A 13,887-nucleotide genomic window follows, 5' to 3' on the forward strand; every position below is an offset into this window, starting at 1 on the left:
TCTTCCATTCCATCAATCAATGCAAGAGAAATGGAATCACAGAGACAGACTCAAAACCAGAGGGTTTTTCGAACCCTCCAGGTGCTCGCTCCTTTTTTAAGAGTGTAGAGCACGGTCGCCGGCTTTTCCGGATTAATTGACCCGTTTGAAACGGATAATACTGCGGGACATTTTTCCGTTATCCCAATTAGGCATAATCCGCCAAGGCGTCAGAACATCAGCTTCATTCCCTTTCACGACGATATTACGACGCTGCTCTGTTCCAACCCATTCTGGCGCCCATGCTGTCTGTACACTTGTAACCCACTGGTTACCTTCCACACGATAGCGGCCAATATAGGCAACGAGTGTCTTCATGAGATGCGCGCGATCTGCGTCATTTTTTGCAGGCTGACGATCACTCCCTTCAAGATTAAACGCAACCCAACCGTCAGGGGTGAAGATGACGCGGCCACGCGGATGGGCGCCCATAGCGTCAATCAACTTCCCGGTTTCTTTATCCTGAACCTTATAAGAAACCAGCTCCCAAACCCCGACTATGTTCTTTTTCAAGTCTGGATCAACCTGCTTTGGAAGTTCCGGAATTGATACTTCCTGAGCATGGACAGATGACAATGAAGACATAGACACAGATCCCGCAAAAAACATAATCAGCATAACTTTTGTGTACTTACGTACTTTTTCAAACATACTCATATCCTTTCTATTTTTAAACAACATTTATTGTTTTGTGACGTCTTATGACGAACACTACGGCACACAGTATCAGAACCAGTATTGCTCCCGCCGCCATGCCAACTCGGGACAACAGCAATAATGGAGAGGCAGGCCCACCCTTTCTGATAAGCGCAACATCCTGTGGTGTGACCTGAACGTCTGGTCGACCATATGTTTTGAAAACAAAATTGCTCAACCTGGCGATCTGACTATCGTCCAGTTGTACAGCATCTCCCGATTTTCCGCCGAAACCTGGCATGAAGGCTTGGCGCCCCTCTACCGATCGAGAGACACCATACAGAATTGTTGAAATGAGGTTGTCGCCACGAGACGCCCCTGTCACCGAATTATGCCAGAGGGATGGATAATAACCATCTTTACTTCCCTGAGCACTGGCCCCATGACACGAGGCGCAGTTCCCCATAAAGAGAGCCGCTCCACTGGCGGTGTTGTCGTTATGATCTAGAATCGGGGTTACCCCCCGCAGCTCGACTGACGGATTTAGGTCATGGCCTTGCTGAAATCTGGACGAAGCGTGATCATTCGGATCACTGACCGGCTTTAAACTGCGCAAATAAACGCTAATGGCATTCAGGTCACCAGAAGACATATGAGAGAAACTGTGTTCAACAGCCTCACCCATTCCGCCTCCGGCCTGTGCTTTGCCATGCAGGCGTCCCGTGCGGAGATATTCCGTAAGATCCTGATCACTCCAACTCCCAATACCACTGACTGTGTCAGGGGTAATGTTTGGTGCGTACCATGTTCCAAGACTGGCTCCCGACAGCGGGTGCGCCAGATCTTCCTGCATCAGGAACCCACGATGTGTATGGCAGGTTCCACAATGCGTCGCCCCCTGTACCAGGTAAGCTCCCCTGTTCCACTCTGCCGACTTTGTCGCATCACCCTGATAGGGTTTTCCATTCAGGAACAACATGTTCCAAAAAGACATGGAGAACCGGATATTCATCGGAAATGGCAGCGCTGTAACCGGTCCTTTTTTATCTACCGGAGCAACCTCCTTCTGGAAGTAAGCATATAAATCAGCAATGTCCTGATCCGTCAGATAGGAATAAGCTGTGTACGGCATTGCTGGGTACAGGTTGGCACCATCTTTTCTGACGCCACGCCGAACAGCTTTGTCGAAATCTTCTAACGAATAGTGACCAATACCTGCTGAAAGAGACGGAGTGATGTTTGTCGAATACATAACTCCCAAGGGGGTATGCATGGCCAACCCACCCGCGAAAGGCTGTCCATGGGGCGCCGTATGACAGGCTACGCAGTCTGAAGCAACTGCCAGATACTGACCACGCTGTGGGTTTCCAAGTGGATCAGCCTTTGCTGGATGTGTCGCAGAAAGAGCAATGGCAGCAAAATAACAGACTGTAACTGTGTAGAAAAAGGATCGCTGTATCATGAGATCAAGCCGTCTTGAATTGTGCCACAATTGCATCGGCAGCCTTCAAAGCAAGCGCTGCCATTGTAATCGTGCTATTTCCACTCCCGCCGGTTGTCATTGCTGCCCCGCCAGGAAGAAAGAGATTCTCATGATCGTGAGAACGGCAATCAACATCGACAACTGAGTCTGATGGGTCTTTTCCCATAATGCAGCCTCCCATGATGTGATCACTATGCAAGAACTCAGGATTCAGATCGAACTTTGTCGCCCCTAAAGCCGCTGCCATCTTTTTAAGTGTCGGAATAGTATATTGTTCCGCACTACGCCGCACATAATCGCCAACATCATAATAAATCCGCGGGCGATTAAGGCCTAACCAGTCTTTTTTATCCGACAGCGTCAGACGATTAATGGAAGACGGAAGAGGCTCATGCTCCACAACCAACAGCCCGGTACAAGCAGACAGGCGGCGAATTTCCTGATCGAGGGCACGTCCGTACAGACCTTTTTTTAACGCTTCTGCTGCACCAATCGAGCCTCGGGCCATATTTTCCATACGGAACATGGCTCCAGCATATTCGCTACGGAAGTCGCCCTGACTGGTGTTCAGAATGCTACTGCCCTGTACAGGTCCAACCCCAGTCCAAAGCGGCTCGCTCATTTCAACAGTCGCTTTCAACTTCGGCTGATCCATCATGTTACGCCCTACCTGATCGGAACTGTTGGCAATTCCATTTGGATGGCGATCATCTTTGGACAAGAGCAGAAGTTTGGGGGTCTCAATGCCATTACAGGCAATGACGAAAGCACGCCCTGTTACGCGATGTGATGTGCGATGAGGGTCATGATAATGGACAGCCTGTATTTTATGACGGTCATCCGCTTCAATGCGATAGGCAACAGCATTGGTTAAAAGCTTTCCGCCTTTGGCCTCAATGCGTGGCAGTGCCGTGGCTGCGTCATATTTTGCAGCAATAGGGCAGACCGGAAAACAGTTATTATTGCCACAGCACGCAGGACGTCCATCATAACTAACACCACTATTGCGCGCCTGCGGTGCAGGCAAATTTTGCAGGCCGAGTGGTGCCATAACATCGGTGAAGCGCTGCTCTCCTGGCCCCAAAGGTAACGGACCCATGGGATAAGGCCGGGAACGAGGCGTTTTGGGAGGCCATTGCAATGCGGCATCCGTTGGACCGCAAACGCCTAGAGCATATTCTGCACGAGCATAATACGGCTCTAAAGTCTCATAATCAAAAGCCCAATCGCGCCCAACTCCATAGAGGCTTTTTAATTTCATATCGTCAGGGGTCATTCGCCAACAAATGCCAGCCCAGTGCCACGTCGCTCCGCCAGCATACCGAACATAACCTTGCTGGTAAGCCGTGGCATTAGGCCCTGTCAGATCCAGATAAGCATTTTCTTCGCCAGGCGTGCGTGTTTCGAGAACTGGTGCCCATGGTGGCGGAGGAAATGGCGCATCCCAGTGATGTCGCAACGACGGAGGAAGGTTTCGAAAATTTTCTACGATGGTCTGTCGATCAACCCTGGGCCCAGCCTCCAACATAAGCACTGACAAACCAGCATCTAGAGCTTGTTCGGCGATCAAACACCCAACAACGCCTGTTCCGACGACAACGACGTCATATTTTGTCTCATTTACCATTTCAGCGCGCTCCTATATCAGCTTCAAAAAATCGGAAGTTGAGAAAGAGGCGGAGCGTCCGCCGTCCAGCCATTGGGCCCAGAAATAGCATAAGAGGGTATCGTCATCACATCAGACGTGACTTTGAACATCAAAGCCTCTTCATAAGAAATGACGGAAATAGTGGATACCCCCTGAACTGCACCAGTATACCAAGATTCAATGATGCTTTGAGCGGCATTTTTCAAAGAAACATCTGCTAAAGCTTCCATAAGCTCTTCAACATCAGCGGGCTTTTTAGCCTCAATGAACGATGCTAGCTGCTCTAAATGTTCAGGAAAATCAGGAACAGTCGCGATCATTGCATCTGCTGTTCTCATTCCGATAGTTTCATTGAGCTTATGCGGCACCAAAAGAGATGAGACCGACATGAACTTCTGATGCAGCATTCCGGAACGCAACATTCCACCACGCAATGGCGCAGCGCGAGATGTTTGAACACAAAAGAGGGCACTGAGAGACGACATACCCAAAAGCAACCCGCGCCTTCCGATCCGAGGGCTGGTAGAGCGTGATATGTGCATAAGAAACACTCACTTCACAAAATAGAATTTCTTAACTAAATATAATATATACTCCCATTCTTGTATTTTTCGTCATAAATTTTTATTTTAAAACGATCTGTTATTTATTCTCCTAGACATGTTTGTGCATGTACCTTCCTGTTTTTAAAAGAAGGCACATGCACGAATAAAATTACTTATTTTCAGGCAGGCTTACGGGAATTGGCTGCTGCAACAAATTTGCCCCACTGCACGAGCGTTTCGGTGCAATCTGTCTGATCAAGCTTACATTCGATCAATGTTGGTCCACGAGTATTTTTCTTTGCCTTTTCAATGGCATCAGCCAGTTCTTCACCTGTCGTAGCGTGCAGGCCCAGTCCGTATTTACCACTTTCTACGCCCGGAACACCCTGGTTGAAGACCTGCATCAGAGCGGCATAGTCCCAGTTCTGGATATAATTATAGGGGCCATCATGAATTTTGATCTCAATGACGTAACCAAAATTATTGATGAGGAAGATGATAACCGGCAGTTCATAGCGAACCATTTGCGCCACTTCCTGTGCCGTCAGCTGGAACGAGCCATCACCAACCATCAGAACATGCTGACGCTCAGGAGCAGCCAGGGCATTACCGAAAATGGACGGCACAGACCAACCGATATGTCCCCACTGCATTTCCGACTCAACTTTGGCACCCTCAGGCAGATGCATACGCGTTGCATTGAACCAGGAATCACCAGTCTCGGCGTATAACGTCGTGTTTCCATCGACCAACGCATTGATCTGACGGGTCATCTCATCATTAGTGAGCGGCTTGGCAGCGTCAGCAACTGGCAACGCAACGGGAGTATACGGCTTCACCAGAGAGGCAGGCTTACTGGACACCCGCTCTGTCAGAGCAGCCACAAATTCCTTCAAACGGAAACCTTCAAAAGTCTTACCGCTCACCGTGACACGACCCGGGTCCACTTCAAGCACATGCTCTCCACGCACCGAATCCCGCCAACCGACAGTCGAATAATCATTCCAGACCGGGGCCAGAGTGATAACAGCGTCAGCGCTCTTGATGACATCTTCAACGCCAGGGCTGCTGACCTCCCCCCAATAAACTCCGCGGAAACCCGGATGCGCCTCAGAGAAGAAGCTCTTGGCCGCAGCCATAACAGTCACGGCACAACCGAGCTTGTCTGCAAGAGCCACTGTTTCAGTCAGCGCCTCACAAGAGCGCAGCTTGCTCCCGACAAGAATGACAACATTCTGGGCTTTTTCAAGAAACGCGAGACTTTCTTCGAGCGCAGCTTTGAGGCTGACTTCGTCTGCCTTCAGGTGAGACAGAAGCGACGAAACCGGACCTGGGCGCACACAAGGCTGGCTCGCAACGTTACAAGCAATTTCTAAATAAGCGGGCTTTTTTTCGCGCAGTGCGGTCCGAATGACGTGATCGATTTTTGCAGGTGCAGTGTCTGCCGAGGTGATGCTCTCAGCCGCACACGTAACGTGCTTCACCATCTCCATTTGATAATTATAATCTGTCGTGCCGATCGTGTGGTGCAGGACATGGCCCGACCCATGATCATTAGAGTTCGGCGCACCAGAAATCAGAATGACGGGAAGATTTTCAGCATAAGCCCCACCCAGGCCATTCATTGCTGAAATTGCACCGACACTAAACGTCACCACAGCAGCAGCAGCACCATTTTCGCGCGCATAACCTTCCGCCGCGAAGCTGCAATTCAACTCATTGCAGTCATAGATCTGCTTCATACCGCCATGCTCAATCAGTTGATCAAGCAGAATCAGATTATAGTCACCAGCAACAGCAAAATGATGCTTCAGACCGATTTGTGTCAGCCGTTCAGCGAGATAATGCCCAACAGTGAAAGCCATAACTCAGTATCTCCAATAAAAATTCTTCCCCCAAGATGGATGCCCCTCTTTTAAACGTCCAATATATATTTTGACTGATTGTCATATGTATATCATATGGATACATGGATCTTCGCCATCTACGCTATTTCGTGGCCATCGCAGAGCATGGCAGCTTCACAAAAGCCGCAGAGGTGCTCCATATCGAGCAGCCCCCTCTCAGCCAGCAGATTAAATCCCTAGAAACAGAGCTAGGAGTGCAACTCTTTATCCGGTCTAGACGTGGAGCTGTCTTGACGGATTTTGGGGAGCAGCTTTTTGAAAAAGCCCAGACAATTCTGCGCCTTGAACATCAATTTCACCTTCTGGCCAAAGGATTATCTCTTGGCGAACAAGGGCGTCTTAGAATAGGGATGGCTGGAGCCGTCGCGCTGTTACCTCTAATACCTAAAGCCATACGAGCATTTCGAGAGCAGTGGCCCGATATTGTAATCACACTCGAAGAGAGTAACACTCCCGCTCTCTGTGAGGCTTTACGAGAGCGCCGGGTCGATCTCGCCATTGTACGCCCGCCAGCGCCAGATCCGGAAATCGTACTCCATCCTCTCTTTGATGAACCAACCCTGATCGCCATTCCAAAAGGCCATCCACTTTCCAAGCGCCACACGCTCAAATTAATCGACGTCGCCAAAGAACCATTTCTTATTTTTGATCGCTCACTCGGCCCCGGTTTCTACGATGCTATTATCTCAGCCTGTCAACAAGGCGGCTTTACTCCGCGTTTCGGACAAGCAGCCCCTCAGATCACCGCAACAATTCCAATGGTTGCGGCGGGACTGGGTGTAGCAGTCGTTCCGGCTTACCTACGACAAATTCATGCTGATGGCGCAACATTCCATCCCATCTCCGGCCCCTCACCTCGAGCCAGCATCTCGCTTGCCACCCTTGAAACGGAATTGACTGGACCAAGCGCCAATTTCCATCAAATTCTTCTGGCTATAGGAAGCAATAATTAGAATATAATATTGAGTATATTATCCGTAATTTCTATTAATAATTACAAAAATCCGATCATACATATTAATTATTTTCACTAATGCCATGACGGTCGATGCGCCAGAAAATCTCTTAAATTGTCGAGAAAAGTTCGAACGCGCAGAGGCACGTTACGTCGACTTGGCATCGTTGCAAACAATCCGATCGTCTCCCCTTGGTACTCCGGTAAAAGACGGACCAACCTGCCGCATTGCAGGTCGTCGCCGACGTCCCACAAGACTTTGAACACGATGCCTTTACCCTTGAGTGCCCAATCATGCACCACTTCGCCGCTCGTCGTCGATAGATGCGGCGTTACCTCAACGACCTGATCTTCTCCTTCACGAGACAGCCGCCATCGGTCGAGCATTCCCAGCTCATGCCCACGCATCAGGCAAATACAGCGATGCCGATTTAATTCGGCAGGAGTGGCAGGCATGCCAAATTTCTTAAGATAGGCTGGAGCAGCGCAGATGACTCGTTCACTGCTCATGATTTTTGTCGCAACAACCCCCGTTTCATTCGGCATGCCAATCCGAATGGCCAGGTCAAGGCGACTATTAACAACATCCAGCCCTTCATCCGACAGAAGAAGATGGACGCGCAGCTTCGGGAAACGATCGGCGAATTCGCTGACAAAATCAGCCAAACGGCGACGTCCCAGTTCAAGTGGTGCTCCAATCCTCAGAACACCACGAAGCTCTTTTTGATTGGCGGAGATCTCGGCTTCGGCTGCTTCAATATCAGTCATGATCTCTGCAGCACGCTCATAAAACGTCTGTCCCTCGTCCGTCAGGTCGAAGCGTCTTGATGTCCTTGTGACCAGCCGTACGCCAAGCCGCTCCTCCATCCGAGCCAGTCTTCGACTGGAAGCTCCTGCCGAAACGTTGAGATGACGTGCGACGGCAGTCAGATTTCCCGCTTCAACGAGGAGTACGAAAAATCTCAGGTCACCGGCGTCATCGTGCATTGAGGGGCCATCTTTGCATTTTATACACAGATACAATGCCTTTTATGCGACTACCAGCACCATCAACGCACATCCATTGTCTGTTCATCAATGAATGGAGACAGACATGACGTCCGATCGCACTGCATCTTCACTCCCTCCCCTTCTGGATGCGGTTCACAACCGCGAAACCGCCTTCACGAATGAGGAGCGGCACAAGAATGGTACGCTCGGCCTCCTACCTGACGCCGTCGAAACTCTTGATCGGCAGATGGAGCGCGTCCTGTGGCAGCTGGACAGCAAGAGCAACGATCTCGAGCGCTTCTTGCATCTGAACGGCTTGTCACAGCGTAACGAAACACTGTTCTTCAAGGTTGTGATGTCCGATCCGAAACGCTTTCTTCCGATTGTTTACGATCCGACGATCGCTGATGCCTGCCTTCAGTACAATCGTCTCTTTGAGAGACCACAAGGCCTGTATCTTTCGTTGCGTCACAAAGGGCATGTGAAAGAGATTCTCGCCAACTGGCCCGAAAAAGATGTGCGCTTCATTTGCGTCAGTTCCGGCGGTCGTATTCTCGGGCTCGGAGATATTGGCGCCAACGGCATGGGCATTCCGGTGGGCAAGCTGCAACTCTATACAGCCTGCGCCGCCATCCCACCTCAGGGCCTGATGCCGATGTTGCTGGATATCGGTACGACCAATCAGAAATTGATTGACGATCCACTCTATCTCGGTTTGCGGCAGGCACCCCCATCGTCAGACGAACTCGACGCATTCGTTGATGAACTCGTCGCAGCCATTCAAGAGCTTTATCCTCATTGCTGCCTGCATTTTGAAGACTGGAAAGGAGACGATGCTATCCGCCTACTGGCGCGATACCGTGACAAGATCCTTTGCTATAATGACGACATTCAGGGGACTGCGGCCATTACGATCGCGGGCCTCGACACAGCCTTATCGATCAAGGGTGAGGCGCTGAAAGAACAACGTATCCTGTTCTACGGCGCAGGTTCTGCTGGGATCGGCATCGCGAATATGATCGTGAGTGCGCTACAGGACGAAGGCCTTTCTGAAACTGATGCCCGCGCCCGCATTTCCATGATGGATATCAACGGACTGATCGAACCTTCGCGGCAGGATCTTAATCCTTCGCAAAAAGTGTTCGCTCACTCCCATGCAGCGACAAAAGATCTTGCAGAAGCCGTCAAATCTATTAAGCCCACTGTCCTGATCGGCGTCAGTACCAACGCGGGTGGCTTCACCGAAGAAGTCGTCCGCACCATGGCAAGCATCAACGACAAGCCCGTTATTTTCGCGCTTTCCAATCCCACCGACAAGGCGGAATGCACTGCCGAACAGGCCTATCGCTGGACCGACGGCCGAGCGCTCTTCGCTGCTGGTGTCCAGTTCGATGATGTTACTTTGAATGGCAAGACGCTAACCCCCGGCCAGGCCAATAATTTTTACATCTTCCCCGCCGTGGCACTGGCTGTCTGGGCAACACAGGCACGACGCATCACCGACGAGGTCTTTCTCGAGGCGGCCAAGGCAACCGCCGAACAAGTCACAGCAGAACAACGTGCCCACGGTCTGCTTTTTCCGCCGCAAAAAGATGTCTTACGTGTGGAGATCAACACGGCCATCAAAATCGCGCGTCAAATCTTCAAGTCGGGCCTGGCTCAGGTCCCTGAACCCGAAGACATCGTGGACTGGATTGAGTCCAAGCTCTACCGTCCGGAATACACATCGGCGAATGGGCAGTAGAGTCTACCTCTAGCAACTGTGTTTAAGCGGCGGAGCGAATGCGCCATGGCAGGCCGGTTTTGAGGACGGCATTGGCGATNTGGAGGGATCGAAGAACCGTTGGTTGATGCGCTTGGCTAGCGATTTCAGGCTTTTGGCGATTTGATTGAGGGTTTCCGGGGTGACTTTCGCTCTGCGTTTTGAGCAGATCCCGGCCCATCGCCAGTGGGATGGCTACGCGCTTGCGTTCAACCTCTCGAGGAAGAGGAAGCGGCGCATATTATAGACAATGTTGGCAAGGCCGATCCTCATGGTGGCCCGGGTGATACCGACAGTTCGGACGAACAGTCCCGTCTGCGATTTCTGATCGGCAAAGACATGCTCGACGCGGGATCGGATCACGGACTTTCCTGCATTGGACCGCTGGATATGGAGTGGCATAGGTTTGAGATGCGGCTTCGTCCTGTGAACCTTCGAGACAAAGCCCTGCTTTGCCATGAAGTCTTCGTTGGCTTTGGAGCGATAGGCCGTGTCTGCCCAGACGCTTGAGGCCGTATTGGTTTTATCCAGCAGCCCCTCTCTTAATCGCGCACCATCACTGGCGGCGGCGTCCGTCGTCTTCCATTTCCGGATGAACCGAAACTTCCGGTCGATGGAGACATGGGACTTGTAGCCAAAGAATGGGATAGCCAGATCGCTGGATGGCATGGTTCCATCATCCTGCCGCTTCGCCTTCGTGAACTTCAGCGTCCATCGTGCATGCCTGTCCTTGTGGGACAGCTTTGCCGGTTTATCCTGCCAATCCTGTGGGATCCGTCCTTCCCGCAGATCAGTCTTTTCATCGTTGGTATTGCGCTGCTTCGGAGCCGCTACCAGCGTGGCATCCAGGATCTGGCCTGACATCGGCAGATAACCAGCATTACGCAGGGTCGTATCAAAGCGGTTAAACAAAACATCAATTGCTCCCGCCTGGGTCAGACGCTCCCTGAACAGCCAGATGGTTTTGGCATCAGGCACACGCTCCGACAGCCCCAGGCCTAAAAAGCGCATGAAGGAGAGACGGTCATTGATCAGGTATTCCGTCCGTTCATCGGACAGATTGTTCAGCGTCTGGATGACCAGGATTTTGAACATCAGCACCGGATCAAACGGCGGACGACCGCCTTTACTGCCGTCTGCATAGGCCAGCGCTGTATCCAGATCAGGACGAAATTGACGTGCCCCCTTTTTTGTATCCACTCAAAAGGAGAGTTCCCGTTTTTTATGGCTTTGGGTTGATGGGATGACAAGTGTCTCGGGGGCATGCCCCCGAAACACTTGTCTGGCGACCTGATCCGGTGTCCTGCCACCCAGCTGGGAATGGGGGCGCACCGTATTGTAGTCTTCCCGCCAGTCAGCCAGAACCTGTCGGGCATGGCTGAGAGACGTGAACAGCGTCTCGTTGAGGCATTCATCCCTCAACCGGCCGTTGAAACTTTCGACAAAGCCGTTCTGTTGCGGTTTCCCGGGGGCGATATAGTGCCATTCAATCTTCATCTCATCCGCCCATTTCAGGATGGCATGGGATGTGAACTCCGTACCGTTGTCGCTGACAATCATGAGGGGTTTGCCATATCGTTCTACCAGGGCCGTCAGTTCCCGCGCCACCCGTCCACCTGATAATGACGTGTCGGCAACCAATGCCAGGTTCTTGCGACTGAAATCGTCGATAACAGCTAGAATGCGGAACCGGCGGCCACAGATCAGGGCATCCGAGACAAAATCCAGGCTCCAGCGCTGCCCGGGTTCCTGAGGGATGGTCATGGGAGAACGCCTCCCCAGTGCCCTCTTGCGGCCACCCCGATGGCGGACTTTCAGCCCTTCCTCCTGATAAAGGCGGAACAGCTTCTTGTGATTGGGGCTGAATCCTTCCCGCGCCAGAAGATAACCCAGGCGGCGATAGCCAAAGCGGCGTCGTTGGTCCGCCGGTTCCCGTAGGCGCTGGCGCAGGGCAGCATCGTCCGCTCCGGTAGAAACATACCGCGCGACACGCCTGGCAACACCAACAAGCGCACAGGCTCGGCGTTCACTCAGGGCCAGAGCTTCCTGAATGTGTCGGACCGCCTGCCGTTTCGCGACAGGCGTTACCACTTTTTTCCAACGATCTCCTTCAGCGCCGCATTATCCAGCATGGCATCCGCCAGAAGACGTTTCAGGCGGCTGTTTTCATCTTCCAGCGCCTTCAGCCGTTTGGCCTCGGATACCTCAAGGCCACCATAACGGGTCTTCCATTTGTAGAAGGTCGCGTCACTGATCCCGTGCTTACGGCAAAGATCAGAGACCTTCAGCCCGGATTCCTGTTCCTTCAGGATCCCTATGATCTGCTCTTCCGTAAAACGACTGCGCTTCATCCGTCCGTATCCTTCTCGATCGGACTCTACTTTTAAATGGTTATATTTCCGGGGGGCACGTCAGCGGATTTGAGCATGCAGACGGATATCCTGAAGGAAGCCCTTGGAAAAAAATGAAGCGGCCAGCCCAGTGCCGGGAACTGGCCGCACAAGCTGTGGCGCATCATGGGGTCAGCATTGCGCTGACCTGTCGGATTTTTGGGATATCCGAGACCTGCTTTCGCTATCGTCCGCGACTGGCAGCGGAGAACGACAGGATTGCCGCTCTTCTGGTGGGACTGACCCAGGCTCACAGGAGATGGGGATTTGGTCTGTGTTTCCTGTATCTGCGCAATGTGCAGGGACAGCTCTGGAATCATAAGCGGGTTTATCGGATCTATCGGGAACTGGAACTCAACCTGCGGATTAAACCCCGCAGGCGTCTGGTTCGCGAAAAGCCTGAAAAGCTGTCGGTTCCGACCCTTCCCAACAGGGTCTGGTCCATGGATTTTATGGCGGACAGGCTGATGGATGGACGTGCTTTTCGGCTCCTGAACATTCTGGATGACTTCAATCGTGAAGGACTGGCGATCGAGGTTGATTTTTCCCTGCCAGCCTGTCGGGTTGTCCGCTGTCTGGAACAGGTTATGGAGTGGCGTGGCAGGCCAGAAGCCATCCGAATGGATAATGGCCCTGAATATGTCAGTCATACGTTGGTTTCATGGGCCGAAAAACAGGGGATTACCCTGATCTATACGCAACCGGGTAATCCGCAGCAGAACGCCTATATTGAACGCTACAACAGAACTGTCCGGCAGGAATGGCTGGAGCAGTATTTGTTTGAAAGCATTCAGGACGTGCAGGAGGTCGCAACACAATGGCTCTGGACATATAACCATGACAGACCCAACATGGGGAACAGCGGGCTAACCCCCGCCCAGAAACTAAAAACAGCTGCCTGAATTCTCATTCAATGCCCCACTAAAAATGGGGGGATTACCCTGTGGGATCCGCCCTTCACGCAGATCCGCTTTCTCAGCATTTGTGTTGCGCTGCCTGGGAGCCGCGACCAGCGTTGCATCCAGGATCTGCCCTGACATCGGGAGATAACCAGCGTTCCGCAGGGTTGCATCAAAGCGATTGAACAGACCATCGACCGCACCCGCCTGTGTCAGACGCTCGCGAAACAGCCAGACCGTTTTGGCATCGGGCACGCGATCTGACAGCCCCAGACCAAGAAAACGCATGAAGGACAGGCGGTCATTGATCAGATATTCCGTCCGTTCATCGGACAGATTATTCAGCGTCTGGATCACCAGGATTTTGAACATCAGCACCGGATCAAACGGCGGACGGCCGCCTTTGCTCCCGTCCGCATAGGCCAGAGCCTTCTCCAGGTCAGGACGGAATACTTCAAAATCCACAGTCCGGGAAAACGCTTCGAGCTGGTCACCAAGCCCACTCAGACGAGCCAGGCGATCTTCAACATCAAAAAAACCGGGCTGCATCATCATCCATCCCTCATCGTAAGATGAACGATGGAATCACACACAGGGCCTCATAACCAGAGAGTTTTTCGAACCCTCCAGGTG

General features: G+C 51.9%; 9 protein-coding genes and 3 pseudogenes. 3 read left to right on the forward strand and 9 right to left on the reverse strand.

Annotation, left to right across the window (positions count from 1 at the left end; genetic code table 11):
* Positions 1-132: 132 nt before the first annotated feature.
* The 5 genes from JK202_RS15765 to JK202_RS15785 form a co-directional block, all read right to left on the reverse strand.
* A complete protein-coding gene (locus JK202_RS15765; RefSeq protein ID WP_228120854.1) occupies positions 133-690 on the reverse strand; it encodes a lipocalin-like domain-containing protein in 558 nt (185 codons plus the stop codon).
* 19 nt (positions 691-709) lie between these two features.
* Positions 710-2,137 (reverse strand): cytochrome c, encoded by a 1,428-nt coding sequence (locus JK202_RS15770; protein WP_194265669.1) that lies wholly within the window; start codon positions 2,135-2,137, stop codon positions 710-712.
* Positions 2,138-2,141: 4 nt separating this feature from the next.
* Positions 2,142-3,785: a GMC family oxidoreductase gene (locus JK202_RS15775; RefSeq protein WP_211562423.1), complete on the reverse strand. Its 1,644-nt coding sequence runs from the start codon at positions 3,783-3,785 to the stop codon at positions 2,142-2,144.
* A 23-nt stretch (positions 3,786-3,808) separates the two neighbouring features.
* The gene (locus JK202_RS15780; protein ID WP_228120856.1) at positions 3,809-4,348 is read right to left on the reverse strand and encodes a sorbitol dehydrogenase family protein; all 540 of its coding nucleotides are present in this window, start codon (positions 4,346-4,348) and stop codon (positions 3,809-3,811) included.
* A gap of 182 nt (positions 4,349-4,530) precedes the next feature.
* On the reverse strand, positions 4,531-6,216 hold the full coding sequence (locus JK202_RS15785; RefSeq protein ID WP_194265666.1) for an alpha-keto acid decarboxylase family protein: 1,686 nt from the start codon (positions 6,214-6,216) through the stop codon (positions 4,531-4,533).
* Between the two features lie 104 nt (positions 6,217-6,320).
* On the opposite strand from JK202_RS15785, the gene JK202_RS15790 reads away from it, so the two are divergent.
* Entirely contained in the window at positions 6,321-7,211 is an 891-nt protein-coding gene (locus JK202_RS15790; RefSeq protein WP_194265665.1) for a LysR family transcriptional regulator, read from the forward strand.
* A gap of 77 nt (positions 7,212-7,288) precedes the next feature.
* Here JK202_RS15790 and JK202_RS15795 read toward each other — a convergent pair whose 3' ends face one another.
* The gene (locus tag JK202_RS15795) at positions 7,289-8,200 is read right to left on the reverse strand and encodes a LysR family transcriptional regulator (protein ID WP_194265664.1); all 912 of its coding nucleotides are present in this window, start codon (positions 8,198-8,200) and stop codon (positions 7,289-7,291) included.
* 106 nt (positions 8,201-8,306) lie between these two features.
* Between JK202_RS15795 and JK202_RS15800 the strand changes: the two genes are divergently transcribed.
* The gene (locus JK202_RS15800) at positions 8,307-9,947 is read left to right on the forward strand and encodes an NAD-dependent malic enzyme (RefSeq protein ID WP_194265663.1); all 1,641 of its coding nucleotides are present in this window, start codon (positions 8,307-8,309) and stop codon (positions 9,945-9,947) included.
* A 213-nt stretch (positions 9,948-10,160) separates the two neighbouring features.
* Here JK202_RS15800 and JK202_RS15805 read toward each other — a convergent pair.
* Both JK202_RS15805 and JK202_RS15810 read right to left on the reverse strand, forming a co-directional pair.
* Positions 10,161-11,138: pseudogene (locus JK202_RS15805) on the reverse strand (IS5 family transposase); the annotation flags it as partial.
* A gap of 27 nt (positions 11,139-11,165) precedes the next feature.
* Positions 11,166-12,316, reverse strand: a protein-coding gene (locus JK202_RS15810) for an IS3 family transposase (RefSeq protein ID WP_211562425.1) whose coding sequence is annotated in 2 segments (ribosomal slippage) — positions 11,166-12,058 and positions 12,058-12,316 — 1,152 coding nt in all. Because the reading frame shifts where the segments join, the coding sequence is not laid out codon by codon here.
* Between the two features lie 63 nt (positions 12,317-12,379).
* On the opposite strand from JK202_RS15810, the pseudogene JK202_RS15815 reads away from it, so the two are divergent.
* Positions 12,380-13,257 (forward strand): annotated as a pseudogene (locus JK202_RS15815) (IS3 family transposase); the annotation flags it as partial.
* A gap of 42 nt (positions 13,258-13,299) precedes the next feature.
* Here the strand turns inward: JK202_RS15815 and JK202_RS15820 are convergent.
* Positions 13,300-13,809 (reverse strand): annotated as a pseudogene (locus JK202_RS15820) (transposase); the annotation flags it as partial.
* Positions 13,810-13,887: the final 78 nt, after the last annotated feature.

The sequence above is a fragment of the Gluconobacter sp. Dm-62 genome (genome assembly GCF_018256155.1).
Classification (GTDB): domain Bacteria; phylum Pseudomonadota; class Alphaproteobacteria; order Acetobacterales; family Acetobacteraceae; genus Gluconobacter.

Bases quoted from the DNA above. Each gene is read 5' to 3' on its own strand.
- JK202_RS15770 (WP_194265669.1), bottom strand. From the start codon at position 2,137: ATGATACAGCGATCCTTTTTCTACACAGTTACAGTCTGTTATTTTGCT.
- JK202_RS15800 (WP_194265663.1), top strand. From the start codon at position 8,307: ATGACGTCCGATCGCACTGCATCTTCACTCCCTCCCCTTCTGGATGCG.
- JK202_RS15795 (WP_194265664.1), bottom strand. From the start codon at position 8,200: ATGCACGATGACGCCGGTGACCTGAGATTTTTCGTACTCCTCGTTGAA.
- JK202_RS15780 (WP_228120856.1), bottom strand. From the start codon at position 4,348: ATGCACATATCACGCTCTACCAGCCCTCGGATCGGAAGGCGCGGGTTG.
- JK202_RS15775 (WP_211562423.1), bottom strand. From the start codon at position 3,785: ATGGTAAATGAGACAAAATATGACGTCGTTGTCGTCGGAACAGGCGTT.
- JK202_RS15790 (WP_194265665.1), top strand. From the start codon at position 6,321: ATGGATCTTCGCCATCTACGCTATTTCGTGGCCATCGCAGAGCATGGC.
- JK202_RS15765 (WP_228120854.1), bottom strand. From the start codon at position 690: ATGTTTGAAAAAGTACGTAAGTACACAAAAGTTATGCTGATTATGTTT.
- JK202_RS15785 (WP_194265666.1), bottom strand. From the start codon at position 6,216: ATGGCTTTCACTGTTGGGCATTATCTCGCTGAACGGCTGACACAAATC.